The organism is Sphingomonas sp. Sph1(2015) (assembly GCF_001970915.1).
Taxonomy (GTDB): domain Bacteria; phylum Pseudomonadota; class Alphaproteobacteria; order Sphingomonadales; family Sphingomonadaceae; genus Sphingomonas; species Sphingomonas parapaucimobilis.
On record NZ_MQUI01000005.1, the window covers coordinates 116,873 to 137,820 of the forward strand.

Annotated in this window: 28 protein-coding genes; 22 read left to right on the top strand and 6 right to left on the bottom strand. The window is 64.0% G+C overall.

All coding sequences use genetic code 11. The features are described from left to right. Positions 1 to 8: 8 nt before the first annotated feature. The 9 genes from BSZ14_RS03765 (at position 9) to BSZ14_RS03805 (ending at position 8,730) form a co-directional block, all read left to right on the top strand. Positions 9 to 1,418 carry a hypothetical protein gene (locus tag BSZ14_RS03765; protein WP_241823624.1) on the top strand — a complete coding sequence of 470 codons (1,410 nt, stop codon included), beginning with the start codon at positions 9 to 11 and terminating at the stop codon, positions 1,416 to 1,418. Positions 1,419 to 1,462: 44 nt separating this feature from the next. Beyond that, the gene (locus BSZ14_RS03770; RefSeq protein WP_076709864.1) at positions 1,463 to 1,876 is read left to right on the top strand and encodes a hypothetical protein; all 414 of its coding nucleotides are present in this window, start codon (positions 1,463 to 1,465) and stop codon (positions 1,874 to 1,876) included. A gap of 55 nt (positions 1,877 to 1,931) precedes the next feature. Continuing rightward, complete coding sequence (locus BSZ14_RS03775; RefSeq protein ID WP_139330288.1) at positions 1,932 to 3,251, top strand: hypothetical protein; 1,320 nt, start codon at positions 1,932 to 1,934, stop codon at positions 3,249 to 3,251. Between the two features lie 841 nt (positions 3,252 to 4,092). Then, a complete protein-coding gene (ltrA, locus tag BSZ14_RS03780) occupies positions 4,093 to 5,859 on the top strand; it encodes a group II intron reverse transcriptase/maturase (RefSeq protein WP_241823625.1) in 1,767 nt (588 codons plus the stop codon). A 29-nt stretch (positions 5,860 to 5,888) separates the two neighbouring features. Next, the gene (locus BSZ14_RS03785) at positions 5,889 to 6,146 is read left to right on the top strand and encodes a hypothetical protein (protein ID WP_076709867.1); all 258 of its coding nucleotides are present in this window, start codon (positions 5,889 to 5,891) and stop codon (positions 6,144 to 6,146) included. Positions 6,147 to 6,185: 39 nt separating this feature from the next. Then, entirely contained in the window at positions 6,186 to 6,701 is a 516-nt protein-coding gene (locus BSZ14_RS03790; protein WP_076709868.1) for a hypothetical protein, read from the top strand. Between the two features lie 78 nt (positions 6,702 to 6,779). Further along, the gene (locus BSZ14_RS03795) at positions 6,780 to 7,280 is read left to right on the top strand and encodes a hypothetical protein (protein WP_076709869.1); all 501 of its coding nucleotides are present in this window, start codon (positions 6,780 to 6,782) and stop codon (positions 7,278 to 7,280) included. 1 nt (position 7,281) lies between these two features. Further along, complete coding sequence (locus BSZ14_RS03800) at positions 7,282 to 8,214, top strand: hypothetical protein (RefSeq protein ID WP_076709870.1); 933 nt, start codon at positions 7,282 to 7,284, stop codon at positions 8,212 to 8,214. Between the two features lie 132 nt (positions 8,215 to 8,346). After that, positions 8,347 to 8,730 (top strand): hypothetical protein, encoded by a 384-nt coding sequence (locus BSZ14_RS03805; RefSeq protein ID WP_139330290.1) that lies wholly within the window; start codon positions 8,347 to 8,349, stop codon positions 8,728 to 8,730. 44 nt (positions 8,731 to 8,774) lie between these two features. Here BSZ14_RS03805 and BSZ14_RS03810 read toward each other — a convergent pair whose 3' ends face one another. Further along, positions 8,775 to 9,425, bottom strand: coding sequence for a CPBP family intramembrane glutamic endopeptidase (locus tag BSZ14_RS03810; protein WP_076709872.1), 651 nt, complete (start codon positions 9,423 to 9,425; stop codon positions 8,775 to 8,777). A gap of 104 nt (positions 9,426 to 9,529) precedes the next feature. Here BSZ14_RS03810 and BSZ14_RS03815 point away from each other — a divergent pair, with 104 nt between their 5' ends. From BSZ14_RS03815 to BSZ14_RS03845, 7 genes are all read left to right on the top strand, one after another. Then, entirely contained in the window at positions 9,530 to 9,778 is a 249-nt protein-coding gene (locus BSZ14_RS03815; protein WP_076709873.1) for a hypothetical protein, read from the top strand. Between the two features lie 149 nt (positions 9,779 to 9,927). Then, on the top strand, positions 9,928 to 10,185 hold the full coding sequence (locus BSZ14_RS03820) for a hypothetical protein (RefSeq protein ID WP_083748080.1): 258 nt from the start codon (positions 9,928 to 9,930) through the stop codon (positions 10,183 to 10,185). Continuing rightward, complete coding sequence (locus BSZ14_RS03825) at positions 10,182 to 10,772, top strand: hypothetical protein (RefSeq protein ID WP_076709874.1); 591 nt, start codon at positions 10,182 to 10,184, stop codon at positions 10,770 to 10,772. Before BSZ14_RS03820 ends, BSZ14_RS03825 begins: the two co-directional genes overlap by 4 nt. Then, the gene (locus BSZ14_RS03830) at positions 10,769 to 11,311 is read left to right on the top strand and encodes a hypothetical protein (RefSeq protein ID WP_076709875.1); all 543 of its coding nucleotides are present in this window, start codon (positions 10,769 to 10,771) and stop codon (positions 11,309 to 11,311) included. The genes BSZ14_RS03825 and BSZ14_RS03830 overlap by 4 nt, the downstream gene beginning before the upstream one ends. Before the next feature lie 149 nt (positions 11,312 to 11,460). Continuing rightward, a complete protein-coding gene (locus tag BSZ14_RS03835) occupies positions 11,461 to 11,733 on the top strand; it encodes a hypothetical protein (protein WP_206744323.1) in 273 nt (90 codons plus the stop codon). Positions 11,734 to 11,769: 36 nt separating this feature from the next. Beyond that, positions 11,770 to 12,096 carry a hypothetical protein gene (locus BSZ14_RS03840; protein WP_076709877.1) on the top strand — a complete coding sequence of 109 codons (327 nt, stop codon included), beginning with the start codon at positions 11,770 to 11,772 and terminating at the stop codon, positions 12,094 to 12,096. Between the two features lie 90 nt (positions 12,097 to 12,186). Then, on the top strand, positions 12,187 to 12,366 hold the full coding sequence (locus BSZ14_RS03845) for a hypothetical protein (protein ID WP_139330296.1): 180 nt from the start codon (positions 12,187 to 12,189) through the stop codon (positions 12,364 to 12,366). Positions 12,367 to 12,392: 26 nt separating this feature from the next. Here BSZ14_RS03845 and BSZ14_RS03850 read toward each other — a convergent pair whose 3' ends face one another. Both BSZ14_RS03850 and BSZ14_RS03855 read right to left on the bottom strand, forming a co-directional pair. Then, positions 12,393 to 12,809 carry a hypothetical protein gene (locus tag BSZ14_RS03850; RefSeq protein ID WP_076709879.1) on the bottom strand — a complete coding sequence of 139 codons (417 nt, stop codon included), beginning with the start codon at positions 12,807 to 12,809 and terminating at the stop codon, positions 12,393 to 12,395. 340 nt (positions 12,810 to 13,149) lie between these two features. Continuing rightward, positions 13,150 to 16,047, bottom strand: a complete 2,898-nt coding sequence (locus tag BSZ14_RS03855; RefSeq protein WP_076709880.1) for a Tn3 family transposase — start codon at positions 16,045 to 16,047, stop codon at positions 13,150 to 13,152. Positions 16,048 to 16,142: 95 nt separating this feature from the next. Between BSZ14_RS03855 and BSZ14_RS03860 the strand changes: the two genes are divergently transcribed. Further along, positions 16,143 to 16,772 (top strand): recombinase family protein, encoded by a 630-nt coding sequence (locus BSZ14_RS03860; RefSeq protein WP_076709881.1) that lies wholly within the window; start codon positions 16,143 to 16,145, stop codon positions 16,770 to 16,772. A gap of 1 nt (position 16,773) precedes the next feature. Further along, on the top strand, positions 16,774 to 17,478 hold the full coding sequence (locus BSZ14_RS03865) for a phosphotransferase (RefSeq protein WP_083748081.1): 705 nt from the start codon (positions 16,774 to 16,776) through the stop codon (positions 17,476 to 17,478). Between the two features lie 255 nt (positions 17,479 to 17,733). Here the strand turns inward: BSZ14_RS03865 and BSZ14_RS03875 are convergent, their stop codons facing one another. After that, the gene (locus BSZ14_RS03875; protein ID WP_139330298.1) at positions 17,734 to 18,222 is read right to left on the bottom strand and encodes a hypothetical protein; all 489 of its coding nucleotides are present in this window, start codon (positions 18,220 to 18,222) and stop codon (positions 17,734 to 17,736) included. 136 nt (positions 18,223 to 18,358) lie between these two features. On the opposite strand from BSZ14_RS03875, the gene BSZ14_RS03880 reads away from it, so the two are divergent. The 4 genes from BSZ14_RS03880 to BSZ14_RS03895 are packed head-to-tail and all read left to right on the top strand — an operon-like array spanning position 18,359 to position 19,938. Continuing rightward, positions 18,359 to 18,607 carry a type II toxin-antitoxin system Phd/YefM family antitoxin gene (locus BSZ14_RS03880; RefSeq protein ID WP_076709885.1) on the top strand — a complete coding sequence of 83 codons (249 nt, stop codon included), beginning with the start codon at positions 18,359 to 18,361 and terminating at the stop codon, positions 18,605 to 18,607. Next, the gene (locus BSZ14_RS03885) at positions 18,607 to 19,047 is read left to right on the top strand and encodes a type II toxin-antitoxin system VapC family toxin (protein ID WP_076709886.1); all 441 of its coding nucleotides are present in this window, start codon (positions 18,607 to 18,609) and stop codon (positions 19,045 to 19,047) included. Before BSZ14_RS03880 ends, BSZ14_RS03885 begins: the two co-directional genes overlap by 1 nt. Next, positions 19,047 to 19,352, top strand: a complete 306-nt coding sequence (locus tag BSZ14_RS03890) for a hypothetical protein (protein WP_076709887.1) — start codon at positions 19,047 to 19,049, stop codon at positions 19,350 to 19,352. The genes BSZ14_RS03885 and BSZ14_RS03890 overlap by 1 nt, the downstream gene beginning before the upstream one ends. A gap of 49 nt (positions 19,353 to 19,401) precedes the next feature. Further along, the gene (locus tag BSZ14_RS03895) at positions 19,402 to 19,938 is read left to right on the top strand and encodes a response regulator (protein ID WP_083748083.1); all 537 of its coding nucleotides are present in this window, start codon (positions 19,402 to 19,404) and stop codon (positions 19,936 to 19,938) included. Here BSZ14_RS03895 and BSZ14_RS19215 read toward each other — a convergent pair. Both BSZ14_RS19215 and BSZ14_RS03900 read right to left on the bottom strand, forming a co-directional pair. Continuing rightward, positions 19,877 to 20,170: a hypothetical protein gene (locus BSZ14_RS19215; RefSeq protein ID WP_139330300.1), complete on the bottom strand. Its 294-nt coding sequence runs from the start codon at positions 20,168 to 20,170 to the stop codon at positions 19,877 to 19,879. The two genes, BSZ14_RS03895 and BSZ14_RS19215, sit on opposite strands and share 62 nt — an antisense overlap. 169 nt (positions 20,171 to 20,339) lie before the next feature. Further along, a complete protein-coding gene (locus BSZ14_RS03900) occupies positions 20,340 to 20,861 on the bottom strand; it encodes a hypothetical protein (RefSeq protein ID WP_206744324.1) in 522 nt (173 codons plus the stop codon). Positions 20,862 to 20,948: the final 87 nt, after the last annotated feature.

The window sequence follows — 20,948 nt, forward strand, 5'->3', positions numbered from 1 at the left end:
CAAACCCCATGCTTATGTCGGCCCTACAGCCTGCCGGGACCGTCCCGGCAGGGTCGATCCTTTCTGCCCTGCACACGCGGCCGCCCGAGGCCGTAGAGCGCGATACGTTTGATCCGACTGAGGCCAAGTGCTGGCTGACGCGCGGTCGCTCGATCGAACATGCCTCGGAGCTTGCCCGTATCTGGCGCGCCTTCCCGGACCTCCCCGCGACAGCGCCTCTCGACGATCGCATGGCCCGTGGACGTGAACGCATCGCCGCCATGAAGCCGCTCAACGATGCAATAAGCGCGGCAGTCGAAGCCGAGCGCCAAGCACGCAATTTCGCTCTGATGGAACAGCACCTGGTCGACGGCACCATCGCCGACCGCGAGCTGGCCATTTTACGCGGGCGCGATGACCACGGCTACGACTGGGATATCGCTGTCGCCTATGCCAGTGGCTGGACCGCAGCGCACGCCGGTTGGGAGCATCACTTCTTCGCCGACGGATCGGGACGGCAGGCCGCGAAACGCGAGGCCTATGATCGCGGCTTCACCGATGGTGGAGGCGACCAGGCCGACCTCTTCGATGCGGCGCGGCGTAGCAACCTTGCGGCACTCCGCAGAGACAATCAGCCCAAGGCTCCGGTGCCGGCACAGATCGCACGGCCGGCGCCGAGCAGCTGGCCGAAGCCGAGCGATCATGCCCGCCCGACGCGGTGGTCACGCCGGCTGCTGATCGTCTCCGACGCGACCATCGAGGAGGTGACACCTGGCCTGATGCGGGTGACCGGTCTGCACCTGATGGACGAGATCCGAAGGCACGCCGGCAGCGATGCGATGACGATTGTGACGATCGATCGCCATGCCGGGTTCGTCGCGCGAGATTGCCCGGACGAGGCGTCGACGCCGATCGGCGCGAGCCGCGCCGACGAGATCATCGCCGATCCTCACCATGGTGATGCACTTCGCGGGCTCCTCGCCGGGGTCGAGATCGACGACGTGCTGATCGCCGTACAAGGCGATTACCTCCGCATCGTCGACGCGTTCGCCAGCGCATTGCCACTGTGCGCCAACATGGAGCGCACCCAAAATTCGCTTCTGCAGCAGCGCGCGCATCTGCGTTGCTGGCTGGACCGAGGCTATGACGGTCTCGCCAGTGTCGGTGCTGGCCACATCCGTTGGGGCAAGGCGATCAAGGGCCTCACGGGAAAGCTCGGCGAATTTACCGCCAAGCATGTCGGCCCGGCGCCGCGGCGTGGCCATCTGATCCGGATCGAGGTCGAAGGTGGCGAGCTTGCCCACGGCTACGCCACCTCGGCGGGCGAACCGCTCACCCCGGAGATCACCGTCTCCAACAAGACGAACATCCGCCGCGAGATGGCCGCGGCGCTGCGTGCCTTTGGTGGTGCGACCCGCCTGATGGACGCGCGCGGCTGATCCCGCCGGCGCTCGAGACCCGACTGACACCTAGGAGAAAGACCATGGCTGATATTCGCGACCTTCCCGTGATGACCGAGGCTGACGCCAAGGCGCTTGGCTTCTCAGGCTTCAACAACGTGCCTCATAAGGCGATCGACCTGCCCGACGGTCCATTCACCATCACCGTGAAGACGAGCGACGGGCGACGGGCGACCTTCTGCTTCATGCCTAATGGCGATGGCCCCGCCCGCTTCGTCGACATCCAGTTTCATGATCGAGGCACGTCGATCCCGAATGCCAATGGCGGCCAGATGCCGACGTTCAACAGCTTCTGCATCACCAAGGGCGGCCGTCACATCGTCGACACCCGCGCCCTGACCGAGGACATCAAGCCCTCGATCATGGTGCTGCTCCTCGACACGGCCGTCGAAGAGCAAGAGCGCGCCGCCATTCTCGCGGGCGAGGCCAAGGCGTAACCTGATCGATCCTCGAGGCGCTGGAGGGGAGGGGGAGTGGGAAGGGAGACCGGAATTGGCCGGACAGGACTTCATCCCCATGCGCATCCGCCATATCGCCACCTTCGCCGAGACGATCCGAACGGATCCCGTCACCCTGGCGCGCGAGTATCTCTCGGCACGCGACGCCACGGTCCACGAGTTCTCAAGCGAGGAAAGCCGCCTCGCCTATGTGGATGTGCTGCTCGCGCTCGGGCGCTTCCAGCATCGCACAGCCTTCGCGCGCGCGGTGAGCCACCTCGACCGACCTGCCCAGGCCGTAAACGAGGGGCCCTCCGTCGGCACCTCGATGCGGGCCGTCGCGTGGAGTTTCGGCGAAGGGCCGACCTTTCCCGGCTTCACCGACGACACGTACTGGAACGGCTTCCTCAACGTCCGCGTGACGCCGGCCACCTGGCCCTACGTCCTTGCCGAGCTAATCGCCGGCGCCGACGGCGATGCAGATCTGATCGAGCAGTACCGGCACACGCCCGAGGTCAACGGACTGGTGTCGCTCATCCACTCCCTGACGACCACCGAGGTTGCGCCACGATGGGCGGGCTTCTTTCCCGACTACCCGATCGCAACGATGGTCCCGATCCCGCAGAGTTGGACAGATGAGAGCTGGCGGCATGAAACCGCGCCCAGCTTCAGTCCTTGCAGCGGTGCATGCGGCGAGCTCGCACAGGTCTGGATCGACTATGAGGATCCGACCCGCCGAGAGATCCCCGAGGCCGCACGCTTCAGCTTCTGTCGGCGCGATACCGTGGGTGAACTTCACTCAGTCTATGCCGGCGACGATTACGACGATCTGATGCGCCATGTCGCCATCGAGCAGCTCGCCTGCAGCTTCGCCCACCGGCTCGGACGTATGATGACGCCATCGGAATGGCGAGACATGCGGCTTAGCAACCGCACCGCCGGCGCCGGCGTGTGCGCGTCGCACGACGTCGTCGATGCCAACATGGTCATGCTGGATGCCTGGCGCGCGACACGCGCTGCCGCGATCGTCGGCACCGGCGACGTCACTGACCTCGCCAACGACCTCGATCACGTCAACGCCGCCTGGACGATCGCGACGAGCCACTATCTGACCAGTGACGATGAGGGCGCGCGGTTCGACAACTGGCGTGTGACCGGCCGCGACGTCCCGAGCCTGGTTGCCGAGGGCCATGACCTTGCAACGGTGCCACCGTCGGACGCCCCGGGCCGGGTCTACGCCATCGGTTTCATGGAAGCCTATGGCTCCGGATGGATCGTCAACGCCGGCAACAGCAGCGAATCCTTTGATGCGCTCATCGACGCCGACGCTCACCTCTGGTCGGTCTTCGCCTCCTCCGAGAGCGCCCAGGTCTGACTGGCCCGACAGACTTCACGACAGGAGACATGCGATGCGTTCCATTGTGGCGTTCTACGAGGTCGATCGCGAGTATGGTGGACCGGAAGAGGGCGGGTGGCGTGCGCCGTTGTGGCGCGAGAAAGGAGTGCGTCTGATGACGTGATGCTTGTTGGCAATGGCATCTGCCTACTGAGCTTACCGGTGCCCTCGGGCTGAAACTCCGAAAAGGGAACGGGACCATAGCATGCTCAGAAAAGGTCTGAAGCGGACAGTCGCATGTGAAGCGGACGATCAAGGCAAGACGATTATGGTGAACGCTACACTGCGTGAAGCCCAATCTCTCTCGGCCTAACCCTTGGCGGCGAGGAAAGCGACTGAGACCTCGCACCGACACGTTGAGCTCGACGTACCAGCTCGAGCTCGAGATAGCGATCATGCCCGTGCCATCGGCAGGATCGGCCAACCTTGTCGGCGTGACCTCCTTCGGAGGATTAGAGATGAAAAGGCCACCTAAGATCGTTGAGTTATCTCCTTTCCTGCGTAACTACGGGATCGCCTATAGCTGGCTCATTCGTGAGCCTGTATGGCGACGGAGCCGCAATATTACCCAAATGCTCGGGGTAATGCCCGAGACAGCTTCCGCTTCGGTGGTAGACGGTCGGACGTATAAGAGTGGGGTGACCTGCTCGAAAGCGAAACCGAGCGGGGGAAGTGCGGCAGCTTCAATTCAGTCGAAATCCTCGGTGGGGGTACGCTGATGCGACCGAGTACCACCTTGGCGAGACTGGAGTCTCTTGGAACGATTGCCTCGACCGGCAAACGAACGAACGGTCTGTTTCGGTTGCTTCTATCCCGCTCCTTGTGGGACGAAGCGTTGGCACGGATCCAACAAAACCGAGGCGCAGAGACGCCCGGTATCGACCGCGTCACCGTGACCGATCTCGATTCATCGCAGATCGACATGGTGATCGGCCAACTTGCGACGGGGACATATCGTCCCAAGCCGGTCAGGCGGGTCTACATCCCGAAGGCTAACGGCAAAACGCGGCCGCTCGGCATCCCAACTGCACTGGACCGACTGGTTCAGGAAGTGGTGAGGATGATCCTCAATGAGATTTATGAACCGGTCTTCTCCGATCGTTCTCATGGATTTCGGCGAGGCCGGTCGTGCCACACGGCACTCGATCACGTTCGGAAGACGTGGAAGGGGGTCAAGTGGCTGGTCGAAGTCGATGTTGAGGGATATTTCGACAACATCTCACACGAGGTGCTGATGAAACTGCTGGAACAGCGGATTGATGATCGGCGCTTTATCGCGCTGATTGGTTCGATGTTGAAGGCTGGGTATCTTGAGCAGCAGCGTTTCAACGAAACATACAGTGGAACGCCGCAGGGAGGCATCGTTTCGCCTCTGCTCGCCAACATCTACCTGCATGAGCTGGATAATTTCATTGCCAGTCTCGTGTCGAGTTTCGACAAGGGTGACGCACGTCGGAAACATCCCGACTATCGTCATCTAGCCCGCCGTATCGAATATGCCCGTAAGCGCGTAGGGCAACTACGTGTCGAGGGCAGGATTGACGAAATCGAACCATGGACGGTTCGGATCAAGGAAACCGGAACGGCGATGCGCAAGCTGCCGGCAACGGACCCGTTCGACCCGTCTTTTAGGCGTCTTCGCTACGTTCGCTATGCCGACGACTTCCTGATGGGAGTCATAGGCAGCCGGGCCGAGGCCTTGGAGGTGATGAGGAAGGTCGAGGTCTTCCTCGCCGACCATCTGAAACTTCGGGTCTCGGCTAGCAAGAGCGGGATACGTGAGGCACGAAATGGAGCACGCTTCCTCGGCTACGATGTGCGTAGTCGAACCTCGTCGGATCATCTGGTCAAACAGAGGATGGGCAAGGTGGTCGCGCTAAAAAGGACGTTGACGGATCAAATCCAGTTACTCGTTCCGCGCGATAAGGTTCAGGCATTTAGCCAGCGGCACGGCTATGGTCAGTATGACCTGGGACGGGCATCACATCGCCCGGGCCTGCTCCACATGGACGATGCCGAGATCGTCAGGGCCTACAACGCCGAGCTTCGCGGCTTCGCCAATTATTATGCTTTGGCGGTGGATGCGAAGCGTGCATTGAATAAGCTTGAACACCTCTGGCGGGGCAGTCTGTTTAAGACCCTCGCCAATAAGCACCGCTGCTCACTCGTTCGGGCACTTCGGCGGTTGCGAGAGGGACCGGGCCGGTATTCAGTGCGCGTCGGCGTCGGACAGGATGCGAAGAAGGTTGTGGTCTGGCGACTGGCGGACCTCGATACCCGGCTAAGCTCTTGGAGCAAGGTTGATGTCGTGGCCCGGACGGAGGCGCTGCGGTTCAGCAGGACAAACCTGACGGATCGTATGCTCGCCAAAGTCTGCTCTGCTTGCGGAGATACCGGTGGCCCATTCCACCTTCACCATCGAAACCATGTGCGGAATTTGGGGCAGCAACCGGTGCTCATGAGGCTGTTGGCCGAACGGGCGCGGGCGGTGCGGGTGCTTTGCATTCCATGCCATCAGGCTCTGCATCGGGGGACGTTGGGAGATACACGTCTCAAGGGACATGATGTGGAGAGCCGGATGCAGTGAAAGCTGCACGTCCGGTTCGGAGGGGGGGAGTGGGGTGTCCTCACGTAGGCGCCACCCTCCCTACCCAACATTACGACACCGGCCGCTTTGTTCGCGCGATCGGCTTCTACCTGACCGACGAGGCGGCGATCGCCGCGGTTCGCCGCGCCAACCGTCTACTCGAGCGCCTGCAGCGTCACCGGCGCAGTGTCGATTCCGTCCTCTACGAAGGCGGTCGCTACCGCGCCTTCTCGTTCACCGGCCTGCCGCCCGCGCGCTTTCCGGCCGAGCGTCCCCGCTACCAGTGACCCCGCGCAAGGAGGTCCGGATCACGAAAGGGTACATCCATGCACCGTGTCCACTACTTCGCATCGTCCGCGCAGGCCTATGACGCGAGCCTTGATGCAGGCCCGGTCCGCGAGGGCGATATCCTTGTGATCGACGCGGAGCGCATCGTCGGGCTCACCTCGGCCGATCCCATTGCCATCACCACCGAAAGCGGTGCCCTGAAGGCGTTCGCGCCAATGGACCGCGAAAGCCTGCTCGGCGAGCTGGTCCATGATGCGGACACGATCGGCCGCGCCGTCGACGAGGCGCTGCGCCATCGTCTGCCTGTCGCCGACCATTTTCTCGGTTTTGCGGGTCCGTCGCATGTCGTTCTTCCCAGCGAGCTCCATCCGACGCTGACGCGCGAGGACATCATGGTGACGACGGATGCGATCGACCATCGCATCGCCGCGCTTCGAGGTCGAACCCAAGCGGCTGCCCCAGATAGCTCGGAGGGGTTGTTTCTCCGCAAGGCGCTGGATCAGCTCGCTGGCGCCCGGGACCGCCTTAACGGGGCCCCGAGGCCGACCAGGTAGCCCGAGGCCGGCAAAGGGAAGGGGGAGGGAACAGGCAGATGCGGGGATAGACCTCGCGCCCGACCGAAGGGACCTGCCATGCTTCCCGCCTCGATCGCACCGAGCGCCGCGCCAAGCGCGGTAGCCACGGTCCGGGAGCTCTTCGCTGACAAAATCGGCGACGTGCTACTCGAGCTTCTTCAAACCGCACGCGCGAACGGCGCGTCTCGTGTCGACGTCGCCTTGATCGGTACGACCGGCGACCAGCTGCTCCAGATCAGCGACGACGGCAACGGGCTCGACGAACCCGGCGCGATCTTCGCTTATCCGCTGCCGCGCTTCGGCATCTTCAGCCTCGCAGGCCGCGACGTGATCGTTCGCTCCTGGTCGCACGACGCTCATCAGGGATGGAGCGCCCATATCACCGCCGGCGCGTGGACAGGCAGGCGGCCGATCGTAATCTCACCCGATCCGATCCGCCGGGGCACCTCGATCACCTTTCGTATGCCCGCCATCCCCGAGGCCGTGATGCGTGCCGCCTTGACCGAGGCCGCAGCGCTCGCCGGTCTGTCGGCCCATTTCGACCAACGAGGGGTCTGACATGGACATGCCACCTCCTCCCGTCGTCCTCGCCTACGGCATAGGGGTAGACAGCACCGCACTGCTGGTCGAACTGGTCGCGCGCGGGCAGAAACCCGACCTCGTGCTGAGCGCCGATACGGGCGTCGAGAAACCGGCGACATACGCCTATCTGGACGTGATCCGTCCCTGGATGGACGGGCATGGCATCCGGCATGAGCTGGTTTCGTACACTCCCAAGCGGTTCAAGCACTGGCCACCCTATTACGGCCTGCTGGAGATGTGCCTCACCAATGCTACCCTGCCGAGCAAGAGCCTGGGCGGGTCAAGCTGCAGCCTCAAATACAAGAAGGCCCCGCAGGATGCCTTTCTCGCCAACTGGCAACCGGCCATCGACGCCTGGGCCCGCGGGCAGCGCGTCACGCGGCTCATCGGCTATGACGCAGGCCCCCGTGACACGCTCCGCGCGAACCACGCGCTGTCGATCGAGGATCCGCTCTACGATTGCCAATCGCCGCTGCGCGAATGGGGCTGGGACCGCGATGACTGCGTCGGGCGCATCATTGCCGAAGGTCTCCCAGTGCCCCCGAAATCGGCCTGCTGGCTGTGCATCGCCAACAAGCCGGAGGAGATCCGCGACCTTCCTCGCTGGTGCCTTCGGCTGATCGTCTTGGTCGAAGCGCGCGCCGCTCCGCGACTGCACACCGTCGAAGGTCTATGGCGTCGTTCGACCAAGGCTCGCCCAGGTCGGATGACCGACTTCATTCGAACGGAACGTCTACTGCCCGAGCGCGAGATCGATCGTATCTGGCGCGACGCACCGCTCGATCTGATCCGCTTTCAGGACGTTGCCGCCCTCGTTCCTATCAGCGAACGCCCGACAATGCAGAGCTGGCTCGAGCGCTTCAACGCCGGCCTGCTGACACGTCCCGCAACAGACCAGCTGGCCGCATAGTCCGGTCAGGAGCGCGAGATCGCCGCTCTGAACCGGAGCGCCAGAGGCTTTGTCCAATACCAAACCCCGCGCGCGAGGGAAGCGTAGCTACCCGCCGCGCCTCACGTACCGCGAACCAAGAGGAGGTCGAGAATGTCGGTTTCACAGCCCTTGGAGAAGACGGACGCCACCCGCGTCACGCCCAAGCGCAATTGGCGGCTCTTCGCCATGATCGTCCTCGCTGGCGTGACCCTCGCTGCCGCTCTCTTCGGGATGCGATACCTCCCGGAGGAGTATCAGCGGCTGATTTTCGCGATAGGCGCGGGAGGCGTAATCGCAGGGTTCCTCGCCCAAATCTGTCCGTTTGACCTTCGTGGCATGATCGGGCTTGCTGCCGGGTGGATCGCCTTCACGACGTTTGTGGCGACGAACGACAATGACCTCCTCCTAGGCTGGATTGTGTGCGGAGCGTCGGCGCTGACGGCGATAGTGGTGTTCGCTTTGTACCTGTCGGATCCGCTGCCACTCGATCCTTAACCGATCGGGCGCTCGCCGAGATACCCTGACGAGGGCAGCAGCGCTCAGCCCAATGTGGCGTACCACATCCCGAAGGCGTTGCTGGCGACGTGCACGATCAAGCCCGGCATGACCGAACGCGTGCGCAGGGCGCAAAGGCCGGTGCCAAAACCAAGACACAGCGACGCGATGAGATTGGCCGGCTCGAAGTGGAGCGTCACGAAAAGCAATGCGGAGATGACCACCGCGCCCGCTCGCCAGCCGCGCTCGGCCAGCGTCCCGAGCAGGTAGCCACGGTATAATAGCTCCTCGACCATTGGCGCGACGATCACGGTGGCGACAAGGAGGGCAAGGCCTGCCGGGCCGGACAACGATGCGACCAGGGCGCGGCCGACCTCCAGATTACTGCCGGCGCCCGACTGCCAGACCGTCGCTCCTTGCAGCGCAAGGATCCCGAGCGGGATCTGCGCGATAGCGAGGCCCACCAGCATCGTGGCCGCCGTTCGGCGATCCCACGCTGGAGCAACGAGTAGCACCGTGCGCGTGCGCCCTGGCCGTCGCACGTCGAGCCCTACCAGGCCGATGATGAGCAGCGCTGCGAGCACGATCGTCGCCGCAGTAAGAGACGCCGAGGCCGGATCGAGCCCCAGAGCCGGGCCGACGATGTAATGGATCAGGGTGAGTGCCGCCTGATGCAGGATCAGGAGCGCCGTCACGATCCAGAGCGATGGCGCAGCCGCTGAGCGGCCGGAGGTAACGGCAAGCGACGGCGTAGCAGCCAGATCAGGCACGTTCACCTCACAGCTTCAGGAGATCGTCGATGCGCGGCATTAAGACGCAGGCCAGGCAAGGCCGTCAACTCAGATCGCGGCGCACCGTCAGGTTGTTGCCGCTACTCAAGCCGGGCCGGGTTGATCCCGAATGGGAGGCCGACAAGGCGGGTTGGCGCGCATACGTGTTCGGACACACCGCGAGCGGCTTTCTCGTTGGCAGTCGCTTGGATCGGGCGTGGCGCCGCGGCTACGAGGCCGCAGAACGCAGCGCCGACGCTGTCGCATTGATGCTGTAGCAAGGCGAAAACCACCGAGGCGCGACCGGGGCACGGAGAAGAGAGGGGCGAGAAGGGCGAATCATAGGGATCCAGGAGCTCGCCATGAACGCCTTGAGGCACGCGACGACAGCGGGAGTGATCCGCCATGAACATAGGGCGGGCGGGGCATGATGGAGCGTCCCGACCCCCGGCTGCGCTCGAACCGACCGCATGTCCGCAATCCGGTTTTGGCGCTGCCCAGCGCCGCCCGCCTTCAAACGCTGTCGCCGGCCGCGCGCGCAGAGCTTCGCCAGCTTCTGCTCGATCTGCGGGCCGATGCTCAGGTCCGAGCCGAGGAGTGCTGGCGCCGGCATAAAGCGCCGATGGCTGCCTATTGGAAGGTCGTGTCGGTCTACGCCGGTCACGTCGCCCGGGTGCTGCGATGAGGTACGATCCCCGCATTGCGACGGTCTCCCGGGCCGAGTTCGAAGAGCTGCTCGCGATCGTGCGCCTCGCTGATGCACCGCCGAGGCCGAAGACGGAGGATGATCGCTGGCGCGCGGACTATGCCGAGGCGCAGCGTCGACGGCGGATCGTCGGGTATCAGCAGGATATCTTCTCTTCGACGACGATGACGCACTATCGCCGCAACGCCGCGCGGCCGGAGTGGGTGCGCGCGCCGGTCGAGACGGTCGAGCAGAAACTCGAACGCATCAAAGGCGACCCCTTCGCGACCTTCGGCCCGCCGCGGTCGGACAGGCCCTCCATCCTCACACCGCAGGAGCGAGCCGAGATCGTGCGCAAGGCCGGAAACTGGCTCAGCGTGCGCAGGCGGGTCCGGCTCGTGGACGCCCCCGGCTCGGTTGATCCGGCCTTCGGGATCCAGCGGTATCTCGGCCGCGAAGGTGTCGTGTGGCGACTGTGCAGCGCTCCGTTCGACGACCATTGCTATGTCTTCTTCGATGCCGTGGGCGCGGAGCGCACGGCGAAGATCGAGTTCGCGGAGCTGCGCGATCTGGAGCCGGTCGGATGAGCTGGCGCGAACCCGACCTCTTCTATGGGGAGAAGCAACCGCCGCGCATGTGTCCTCCGGCGAAGGCTTACCGGCCTGCAGCGCGCAAGGCCGCTAAGGCCTATGGTTGGGAGAGCATGGCGGCATGGGTCCGACTCATGCACCGGCTATTTGCCCTCGAGAACGCGAGCAGCGATCATTACCAGCGCACGCGCGAAACGGCGCGGTCGCTTACGGTCGACCGCATACGGGAGTGCCGCCACGACGACGACCTGGCGCGCTGCGAGGCGATGCTGGTCGAAGCCCGGTCAGGCTGGCTCTACGGGCTCGATCGTGCCTTCACGCGCGCCGAACGCGGCGCACTGCTGGTCGAGGTACGGAACCGCCGCATCCTCCTGGCCTTGGGCCGCAGTGCGCCTAAGCCCAAGGGGCCAAGGCTCGATCCGCGTCTCCTCCCGGCCGATGCCCTCGATCGCCTGATCCAATCCCACACCGACGTCTCTCTGGTCGAACAGCTGCGCCATGAGCGGGAACGACGGGTGATTGAGAGCGGAGGGTGAAGGTCGTAAGGACAGATATCGGGAGACGCACCATGGTAGGATCAGGTTTAGGCTCTGGCCCCTTCGGAGAGTTCGTCGCCATCGAATGGCTACAGGTGGTCGCGGGATTGCCTATAATCCTCTCCTGCGCCTTACTTGTTCTTGCTACTATGAAACGGTTCATCGGACAAGCCGACGATCATGGTGTCGGCGCTGCAGGCGTTATCATGATGGCAGCATCTGGCTTCGCCGCGATAGTCTATCTTATTGGCTTTGCGTGCATCTATACCGGTTTGATGTGGGAGGGCGCGTTCCCGCATCGTCTGCCTGAAAACTTGCTTGGCAGCGTCCTCTTTTTCCTGCTCGGTCTCGCGATCTATGCCTTCCCCAGGGTCCTCGACCGGATCGCTGCCTCAAGAAAGTCGAGACACCCGTGGACGTAATTCCGAAGACGGTCGCTCACGCTGAAGGGCTCAGACATGAACATCATGCTTATCGTCGGGATCGGGATCGTGGCCGCGTTCGCAGTTGGATATTGGAACCTCCGAGCCGTTACCCGCGCGGGTCGCGGCGCAGACTGGCGCACGAACCGCGACGGATTGCGCGCGCCTGGTACGTCGCAAGACTTTAATCTGCTCCACATGGTTTCATGGCCCGTGCTGATTGCTCTTGTGGTGTTTCACGCCTCGCCAACCGCGGTGCTATTCGCGGCGCTGGCATATGCCGTCGGATTCGCGGCATTGGCCGATCGCGAACGGCGCCGAGCAATCACCTACTACCGTGGCAACGTCCTCGATCGGCCCTAGTCCATGCCGCAAATTGATACCCGCCGCCTCCTTCTTTCCATCCTTGCCGTCGCAGGAGCGGGCCTCGCATGGCTCCTTATCGCGACCTACATGCCGGTCGATCTAACCGAGCAGCGCCATGCGGTGACCTTGTCGAAGACCGGGCCTCGCGGGAAGGCCGCCTTTGACGCGGCCTGGTCAGATGGCCGGCTTACCCGGATGGACATGTACCGCCTGCGCGAGGAGGCGGGCCGCGATATCGACGCCTGGGTCGATATGCGGGCGCATTGACGCTGATCGTCCTCAGCCCAACCTCGTTATCGGGCGAACATGACGGCAAGAACAAAGCCCGCCGGCAGCGATGTCTCCAGCGCGCCGATCACCGCCGTCATCAACCGCATCCTGCGCAATCGGCGCGAGCGTAGCGCTGGAATCGAGCGGAGCATCTGCGGGACCGCGGACAGCTCGGTCAGGAAGAGCAGATAACCGAGCATCATCGACACGACGATCGCGATCGTCACCGAGGCCGGTGACGGACGCTGGGCGAGAACAGCCGTAACGCAGACCACAAACGTCGTCCCCAGGATGGCGACCGAGGCCAGATACTGGCGGAGCAGCGCAGCCGCGTGCAGCTCCGAGACGGGGTCGGGTAGGTCTTCGACGCTCGCCCCGCAGGCGGCCCACGCCGAGATCGCATCCTGCCAGACCGACGATTGCCCCGTCACAATGCCCATGTTGCCCCCTCGGCTTCGCAGGCCATGGCTATGCCGGCACAGGCTCGAAAACCCTAGACGCGAAAACGGGGCCGAAACCGATAGCAGCGGTCCCGACCCCGTCGATCGAAGGATCCTCCGTCGAAACGGGGATAGACTGGGTCAACGCTCGCGCGTCGAATCCGGTCCGCTATCCTCGTTACACAGATCAGCCTCAATTTTCCATGAACGGGCCAGTGCGCCCGTTCCCATCCGCCATGCGGCACTTCACCCGAAGGACTTCACCCGAAGGACACCCACCCCGAAGGGACATCAATATGACCATTATGGGGTCAGTTCCGGCTGAGGGCGGAATGACACCCTAAGCGGTAGTGTCCTTGGGCCAGAGGTATTCGCCGGTGAGCAGGATGTGCGCCCATCCGAGTGGCGAGACATGGGCGAGAAGATGGTCGGGCGTGTCCAGCCCTTCGCGTCTCCGGGCCTCGACAGCATGGCCGAGATGCAGGGTGTTCCAGTAGACGATGATGGCGGTGAGTAGATTGAGGCCCGCGATCCGGTAGTGCTGGCCCTCGGTGGTGCGGTCGCGGATCTCGCCCTGGCGGCCGATGCGCAGGGCGTTCTTCAGCGCGTGGTGCGCCTCGCCCTTGTTGAGACCGACCTGGGCGCGGCGCTGCATGCCGGCGTCGAGAATCCATTCGATGATGAACAGCGTGCGCTCGATCCGACCGACCTCGCGCAGGGCTGCGGCCAGGTCGTTCTGGCGCGGATAGGCGGCGAGCTTGCGCAGGATGCGGCTCGGCGCGACCTGTCCGGCGCTCATGGTGGCGGCGCAGCGGAACAGGTCCGGCCAGTTGGCGACGACCAGCGCCTCGCGCGCCTTGCCGCCCACCAGCGGGCGCAGTTCGGTCGGCGTGGCGGCGGGGTCGAAGACATACAGCCGCTTGGAGGGCAGGTCTCGGATGCGCAGCACGAGGCGGTAGCCGAGCATGGCACTGATCCCGAACAGGTGGTCGGTGAACCCGCCGGTGTCGGCATATTGCTCCTCGATCCGCCGCCCGGCCTCGTTCATCGTCAACCCGTCGAGCAGATAGGGTGCCTCGCTGACGGTCGCGGGGATCGGCTGCGACGCGAATGGCGCGAAGCGGTCGTTGACGTGGGTGTAGGCCTTGATGCCTGGGTCGTTGCCGTAGCGCGCGTTGACCGTGTTCATCGCCTCGCCCTGTCGCGCGGCAGGGTAGAACTGGCCGTCGGCGGAGGCGGTGGTGCCCATGCCCCAGACCCGCGCCATCGGCAGGTCGCCCTGCGCGGCGACTACGGCCGCCAGCGCCTGGTCGATGGCCTCGCTCTCGACATGCCAGCGCGCGAGGCGGGAGAGCTGCCAGTAATCGTGGGTATTGCAGGCTTCGGCCATCTTGCGCAGGCCGAGGTTCAGCCCCTCGGCAAGAAGGACGTTGAGCAGGCCGATCCGGTCGCCGCACGGCACGCCGGTGCGCAGGTGGGTGAAGGCATCGGTGAAGCCGAGCGCGGCATCGACTTCGAGCAGCAGGTCGGTGATCCGGACGGGCGGCAGGCGACGGTACAGGTCGAGCACCAGCTCCTCGATCCCGTCCGGTGCATCGGCGGTGAGACGGTCGATGCGCAGCGCACCGTCCTCGATGCTGCCATGCGGGATCGTGCCGTTGCGCGCGGCGCGACCGAGCCGGGTGAGGCCATCGGCAAGCCGTGCCTTGCGGTCGGCCAGCCAGACATGCGGATCGGATGGGACTGCCAGCTTCATGGTCCGCGCGACCGTCATCGGCACGAGGACATGGCGCAGGTCGCCGTAGCGATGCGAGCGGTCGAGCCATATGTCGCCCGAGCGCAGCGCATCGCGCAGGTGGAACATGACCGCGACCTCGCGGAGACGCGCATCGTCGCTGCCTTTCACCCGCAACTGACGCCGCCACTTGGAATGCGGGCGCAGGAAGTCATCGGTTGCGGGGAGTGCGCCCCTGGCGGCGATGGCGGTCACCGCGTTGAGCAGAGATCGGGCGACCGGTGCGGCTGCGAGGTCGAGGCAGCGCAGCATACGCGGCGCATAGCGGCGGAAGCGGTGATACCCCTGATCGACATGCGCCAGCGGATCGTCGCTCAGCGTGTCGGTCAGCGTCCTGGCCGTCGCGACGAGGCGGTCGAGCCGGTCCCAGCCTGCCGTGCGCGCGACCGCATCTTCCAGCGACGCGCCGTTGCCATGCGCATCGAGCAGCGATCGGCCGAGCGCGGCGAACCCATCCAACGTCGCGGTAACCGCGCCTCTGGTTTCTGCAGTGCGGGCATCGTGCAGCTGCTTCGCCTCGCGCCAGGTCCGACCGACGATCCGGTCATGCGTCTCGATCACGGCGTCGGCGGTCGCGGCCGCCCATTCGATGACGCAGACCGCGAGGATGGCGCGACGCCGATCGGCGTTCAGGTCGCGCAGGCCATCGGCGAAATAGCGTTCGCCTTGTCGCCGCAGCCGGGTGACACGGTGCGGCGGTACGTCGGCGAGCAGACCCGCATCGAGGTTCATCGCGCGCAGGAACTCCAACCGGTCGAGCAGCCGGTTCGCAGCGGCGGAATTGTTGCCCGGCTCGATCCGGCGCAGCCAGATGAAGCGACTGATCGCGCTTGGCAGCATCTCGGTCGTCAGCCGGTCGAGCCGGGTGCAGGCGACGCGATCAAGACGCGCAGCAATCCGCTTCTCGATCCCGCGCTCGGCCGCGACCAGCGCGTCGGCGCACAGCCGCTCGATAGTGGTGATCGCTGGCAGGATGGTCATGGTGTCGCGGCAGCGGGCGACGAAGCGCCGGGCGAGATCGTCGTTCGAACGCGCCTGTTCGGCTTCGACGAGCAGCCAGTCGCGGAATGCGCGTGCCGGTGCGCCCTGACCCGGGAACGCCCTGTAGCCGTAGGTCCGGCGCAGCATCTCCATATGCTGCTGGCGGGTCTGGCGTCGCACAGCATAGCGGACGAGCGCGTCGCCCGCTATGCCGAGTTGGGCACCGAGGAAGGCGGACACCGCCAGCGGGATGACCTCGCCTGGTGCCAGCATACGGCCGGGATAGCGCAATGCGCACAGTTGCAGCGCGAAGCCGATCCGGTTCTCCGGCCGGCGTCGCCGGTCGATATGGATCAGGTCGTCGTCGGCCAGGATGTAGTGCCGCAGCAGCGATGCCTCGTCGCTCGGCAGGTCGAGCAGCGCCGACCGCTGCCGGGCGCTCAGGATATGGCGGCGCGGCATGGCCCAAGTGTCCCGGTTGAACAGAAGTCTGTTTTGGACAACACTGACCCCGCGCAGATCAAGGGTTTTCGAGGCCGGTTTTCGGGAAGGTTCAATTGGGACAACGCGCCGCCATCTACGCCCGCGTCTCGACCGCCGACCAGTCGTGCGAGCGGCAGTTGCGCGACCTTGCCGGTTTCGCCGAGCGGGGCGGCTATGAGGTGGTGGGGACTTTCCGCGAAACCGCCTCGGGCATGAAGGCCAACCGCTCGGCACGCGCCGAGGTGATGAAGCTGGCGCAGGCCCGCCATATCGATGCGATCCTCGTCACCGAACTCAGTCGCTGGGGCCGGTCGACGCAGGATCTGCTCGATACGCTCAACCGGCTGTCGGGCTGGCGGGTGTCGGTCGTCGCGATGAGCGGCATGACGTTCGAGGTCGACACACCGCACGGGCGGATGATGGCGACGATGCTCGCCGGCATCGCGCAGTTCGAACGCGATATGCTGAGCGAGCGGGTGCGCTCCGGCCTCGCCGCGGCACGGGCGCGTGGTCGAAGGCTCGGGCGGCAGGCCGGCGACCAACCCAAGTCCGACCGGCTCGCCCCCAGGGTTCTGGCGCTCGTCGCCGAAGGCCGCAGCTATCGCTGGATCGCGCGCGACCTCGGCCTCAGCAAGAACACTGTCGCCGCGATCGTAGGCCGGTCGCGGGTGGACACGGAACCCGTCGGCGAGGTGGTCGTCTGAGATGACGGAAGGTCAACGCCTTACCGGTGGACGCACCACCCCGGGAGTGGTTCGGATAGGCGATACCGTTCGTCGTCCCGTCACCCACAACGTGGCGTTTCAGCATGACTGCCTCCTGCATCTTGAATATGTCGGGTTCAGCCAAGCGCCCAGGTTCCTCGGTATCGACACGGCAGGCCGAGAGATGCTGTCCTTCATCCCGGGCTCGGTTCCTGATGATCTCGGCTATTACACGGACGCGCAAATTCGCATGGCCGCGGCTCTGCTGCGGGGTTTCCACGATGCCACCACCACCATGCCTTCGGTCAGGGAAGGTGGCTTCGAGGTCGTGTGTCACAACGATTGGGCTCCTACCAACACCGTATTCCAGGCCGATGAACCGAGCGCGATGATCGATTTCGACACAGCGCGTCCGGGAGAAAGACTCTGGGACGCGGGATATTCGGCCTTCACCTGGCTTGACCTCGGCAACGATGACTATTCTGCCGATGAGCAAATCCGCAGGTTGGATGTTTTCGCGCACGGATATGGTTGGCCGGAATGTACGGTCGCCCGATTGGCGGTCTATGCCTTGGCCAGGCAAACCGCCTTGGCGGCATCGACCCGCGCGCGAGGCAAGTCGGAGATTGCGGATTGGGCCGCCGGTTGCGCTGACTGGACCGCGCTCAACATCGTCGAGCGGCTGCTCCCCACTGGCTACTCCTGACCCTTCACGACCCGCTTAGGGTGTCATTTCGCCCTCAGCCGGAACCGACCCCATTATCGCACTCTCGGCCCGTCGCAACGCGCTCGCTTCACTCGAGAACGCCTACGCCGTCGCCATCCAGCTACGGGAGAACACCGGGATCGACCAGTTCGTGGTCGGCACCGACAACCCACTGCAGCCCTTCCGCGTCTCCCGATGCCGGCCACAACACCCGGAGCATCTTCTCGCCATGGTCGCTTGACCAGGCGGTGATCCTCAGTCCCTGGCCGTCATGTTGGCCATGAGCTGTGCTGCCGTCAGGCTCTCGCACAGGTCCGCGTTGGTCGCGTAGACCACCGCCAGCTTCTCCTCGCGCACCACCGTGCACATCCGACCGCGGCGGTAGGTCAGGCTCTTCAGCCAGCACAGATCCTCATGCGCCTGCTCGAACGGCGTGTCGTACAGCAGATACCAGAGCCGCATCTGGAACGGGTTCTGCGCACTCAGGATCTCGGCGAGGTCCTGGCTGCCTTCACCGTCGGTCACACCGTTGCTGACATCGCGCGCAAGCGCCTCGAACGCCTCCTGCATCTCGGTGATCGCCAGATAGGCAATGTCGAGACCGATGCCGATGGTGGCGCCTGCCAGCACCCGGCGATCGGCCGAGATTTCCGGATCGCCATTTGCATCGACGCTGCTGTTGTTCAGCACGTCGTAGAGCGGAAGGTCGTAATCGTACCCCCGCATCATGTCCTGTACGTTCATCGTATCCTCCTTCGGGTGAGGTCGCAGGACTGCCCGGCACGTCATGCGGCGAGGGCCGTCGCCACCTTGATGAGCATTGACAATTCCGCTTCCTGCGGCAATGTCTGAACGTCACGACATTGAAGGTCAAGGCGCTATGCAAACTTTCTCCAGCCGGGATTTTCAACGCGCACCCGGCGTCATCAAGCGCGCGGCGGTCGACGGCGCCGTCATCATCACCGAACGCGGTCGGCCCATCATCGCGGTCATGCCCTTTGCCGAATATGAGCGGCTGAAAGCGCCTCCGGGCAACATCCTCGACGCGCTCGACATGGACGAGGTCGGAAACATCGACGTCGATTTCAGCAGGCCTGCCACCTTTCCGCGTCCGGCTGTCTTCGACTAATGTACCTCCTCGACACCAACGTCCTGTCCGAGCTGCGCAAGCGGCGCAGCGGCAAGATCGACACCGCCGTCGAGGCTTGGGCAAACAGCGTCGATCAAGCCGACCTGTTCCTGTCGGTCATCACCGTAATGGAGGTCGAACTCGGCATCGCCTTGCTCGAACGACGCGACCCGCATCAGGCGGGCGTGCTGCGGCTATGGCTGCACGACAAGGTCATGCCTACCTTCACGGGCCGCATTCTACCAATCGACGCCGCGATCGCGCTGCGTTGCGCGCGCCTCCATGTGCCGGACACCAAGAGCGAGCGTGACGCGTGGATCGCTGCGACCGGTCTGGTGCACGGCCTCGTGGTCGTGACTCGGAACGTCGCCGACTTCGCCGGCACCGGCACGACGCTGCTCGATCCGTGGATCGCAAACGCCGAGGCGGGAGATCGATGATGGCAGAGCTTACGACCGACGAACTGGCCTGGATCAAGGGAGCGTCCGACGCCCTGATCGCCATCCGATCCGCTACGCGCGACGAACTCGATGACGAACAGCGTCACGACATTCGCTTTCTCGCAGATGCCTTCCACAATATCGGGATGGTCGACGGCCAGCGCCCGACGTTCGCGCGCATGCACACACCCGACATGTTGGCGCGCGCCTCGACGGTCACGACACGCCTTCGCGAGAGCATCCATCGCCGACGATCACCCAAGCGCTCGATCCTGTCTCGTGTTCTTGGACGCCCAGGCCGCTGAAATCACGCGTGAACGCGAGCCGTTATCCTACCCCAGGGGTTGAAGCGGCATGACCACGTCCACCGCCCCCTATGCACTGGCAGTCGATGACGATCCGATCATCCTCATGGATATCAGCGGCATTCTCGAAGATGCCCGTTTTCGCACTCGCGAAGCAGATGATGGCGATGCTGCAGTCGCTATGCTTCCGGATCATGCCGAGAGCATCATCCTCCTATTCTCGGACGTCGAGATGCCTGGAGGAACCGACGGCTTTGCCCTCGCCCGCCACGTCGCCGAGCGCTGGCCGCATATCGAAATCGTCATCGCCAGCGGCCGAATCAAACCGGAACCGGGCGACATGCCGGAGAAGGCTACGTTCATCGGCAAGCCGTTCACGAAGGCCATGGTCCATGACCACCTGCGCCAAACCCTCCCCGACGGGAAAAAGCCCGAACCGCTAAAGGTCGCCGTTCAATCGGTCATCGAGATCGTGCCCGATCGGCTGACATATCGCTCAAGGTCGAAACGTCACGCTTCGGCGTTCAATCGTCGTCGTCGTCATTCTTGCTTGGGGAAATGCCGCGCCCCGCCAGGGCGGCATTGAGCTGGCGCTTGATGCTCATACCATCCAGATGCCCATGCACGCCGTCATAACCCTCAGCAGACAGCTGATTACGGATATCGGAAACGGAACGGCAGGTGCCCGCCTTCGCTAATTGGAAGGCCCGTTCAATCGTTGAGACGCGCGTGTCGGCCATAAACCTCGATAGGATCGGAACGCGGCAGATCGCCGCGCGCCCTACCACCAATATCGGATCGAAAACCTGCGTTTCCAAGCAGCTTAGCGCTTGCAACATGACGTTCGCAGTCGCAGCATGGTGACGCCTTTCAGGCATCCTCTCCTAAAACTTTCCGGGTCGGCTCATGCCGACCCTTTTTTTGTCTGCTGACGCTTGCCGCTACCGCTGTTTCGCATGAGGCCAGAGTGGTGCAATATCTGCCGGCTCAGCGAGCGGGCATGGCTGCCTCATCCACGTTCCGAAGCCGGTTGATGATGTATTGGCGCTCCCGATCGAGCTGATCCTCCATCATCGCCCAAATGACCCTGGCGGCACCACAATAGCCGGCCCAATCGGCGTCGATGGTGCTCCGCGTCCACCTCTCGACATGCTCGAAGGAGATCTCGCGCTTGGCGGCGATCACACACAACAGATCGAGCAGCTCGGCGCGTTCATCAACGCCGCTATCCTGAAGCAGTCGTGGAACCACGACTTCGGTGACGAAGGTTGATCGTGCCTGACTTACGGCACTCAAACGTTTGCGTGTGGCATCCAGCACAGGGCTATCCGGTTCGGACGCGTCGCAATGGCCGCGAATAGTCGCCAGCCCATCCAGAATTTGTCTGTGATACTCCTCCATTGTCTGGAGCATCGTCTGGTCATCCATCGCTGCGACCTTTTTTCCCCTGTCAGCGTCAAACGCTTGAGATTCCAAATTGTGCTCTTGATTTATGTCACGGCGACGCATGAAATTGGGACGATGCGGTGTACCGGCACAATCCCTGCTTCTTCCTTGTAGATCACGGTAAATCCACCCCTGAAAAGTGATACCCCA

Coding starts and splice junctions, on each gene's coding strand:
- BSZ14_RS03805 (WP_139330290.1), top strand. CDS start 8,347: ATGTCGGTTTCACAGCCCTTGGAGAAGACGGACGCCACCCGCGTCACG.
- BSZ14_RS03895 (WP_083748083.1), top strand. CDS start 19,402: ATGACCACGTCCACCGCCCCCTATGCACTGGCAGTCGATGACGATCCG.
- BSZ14_RS03825 (WP_076709874.1), top strand. CDS start 10,182: ATGAGGTACGATCCCCGCATTGCGACGGTCTCCCGGGCCGAGTTCGAA.
- BSZ14_RS03765 (WP_241823624.1), top strand. CDS start 9: ATGCTTATGTCGGCCCTACAGCCTGCCGGGACCGTCCCGGCAGGGTCG.
- BSZ14_RS03835 (WP_206744323.1), top strand. CDS start 11,461: ATGAAACGGTTCATCGGACAAGCCGACGATCATGGTGTCGGCGCTGCA.
- BSZ14_RS03795 (WP_076709869.1), top strand. CDS start 6,780: ATGCTTCCCGCCTCGATCGCACCGAGCGCCGCGCCAAGCGCGGTAGCC.
- BSZ14_RS03875 (WP_139330298.1), bottom strand. CDS start 18,222: ATGAACGTACAGGACATGATGCGGGGGTACGATTACGACCTTCCGCTC.
- BSZ14_RS03840 (WP_076709877.1), top strand. CDS start 11,770: ATGAACATCATGCTTATCGTCGGGATCGGGATCGTGGCCGCGTTCGCA.
- BSZ14_RS03790 (WP_076709868.1), top strand. CDS start 6,186: ATGCACCGTGTCCACTACTTCGCATCGTCCGCGCAGGCCTATGACGCG.
- BSZ14_RS03900 (WP_206744324.1), bottom strand. CDS start 20,861: ATGCGTCGCCGTGACATAAATCAAGAGCACAATTTGGAATCTCAAGCG.
- BSZ14_RS03820 (WP_083748080.1), top strand. CDS start 9,928: ATGATGGAGCGTCCCGACCCCCGGCTGCGCTCGAACCGACCGCATGTC.
- BSZ14_RS03865 (WP_083748081.1), top strand. CDS start 16,774: ATGACGGAAGGTCAACGCCTTACCGGTGGACGCACCACCCCGGGAGTG.
- BSZ14_RS03890 (WP_076709887.1), top strand. CDS start 19,047: ATGGCAGAGCTTACGACCGACGAACTGGCCTGGATCAAGGGAGCGTCC.
- BSZ14_RS03850 (WP_076709879.1), bottom strand. CDS start 12,809: ATGGGCATTGTGACGGGGCAATCGTCGGTCTGGCAGGATGCGATCTCG.
- BSZ14_RS03800 (WP_076709870.1), top strand. CDS start 7,282: ATGGACATGCCACCTCCTCCCGTCGTCCTCGCCTACGGCATAGGGGTA.
- BSZ14_RS03855 (WP_076709880.1), bottom strand. CDS start 16,047: ATGCCGCGCCGCCATATCCTGAGCGCCCGGCAGCGGTCGGCGCTGCTC.
- BSZ14_RS03770 (WP_076709864.1), top strand. CDS start 1,463: ATGGCTGATATTCGCGACCTTCCCGTGATGACCGAGGCTGACGCCAAG.
- BSZ14_RS03880 (WP_076709885.1), top strand. CDS start 18,359: ATGCAAACTTTCTCCAGCCGGGATTTTCAACGCGCACCCGGCGTCATC.
- BSZ14_RS03830 (WP_076709875.1), top strand. CDS start 10,769: ATGAGCTGGCGCGAACCCGACCTCTTCTATGGGGAGAAGCAACCGCCG.
- BSZ14_RS03885 (WP_076709886.1), top strand. CDS start 18,607: ATGTACCTCCTCGACACCAACGTCCTGTCCGAGCTGCGCAAGCGGCGC.
- BSZ14_RS03845 (WP_139330296.1), top strand. CDS start 12,187: ATGCCGGTCGATCTAACCGAGCAGCGCCATGCGGTGACCTTGTCGAAG.
- BSZ14_RS03815 (WP_076709873.1), top strand. CDS start 9,530: ATGCGCGGCATTAAGACGCAGGCCAGGCAAGGCCGTCAACTCAGATCG.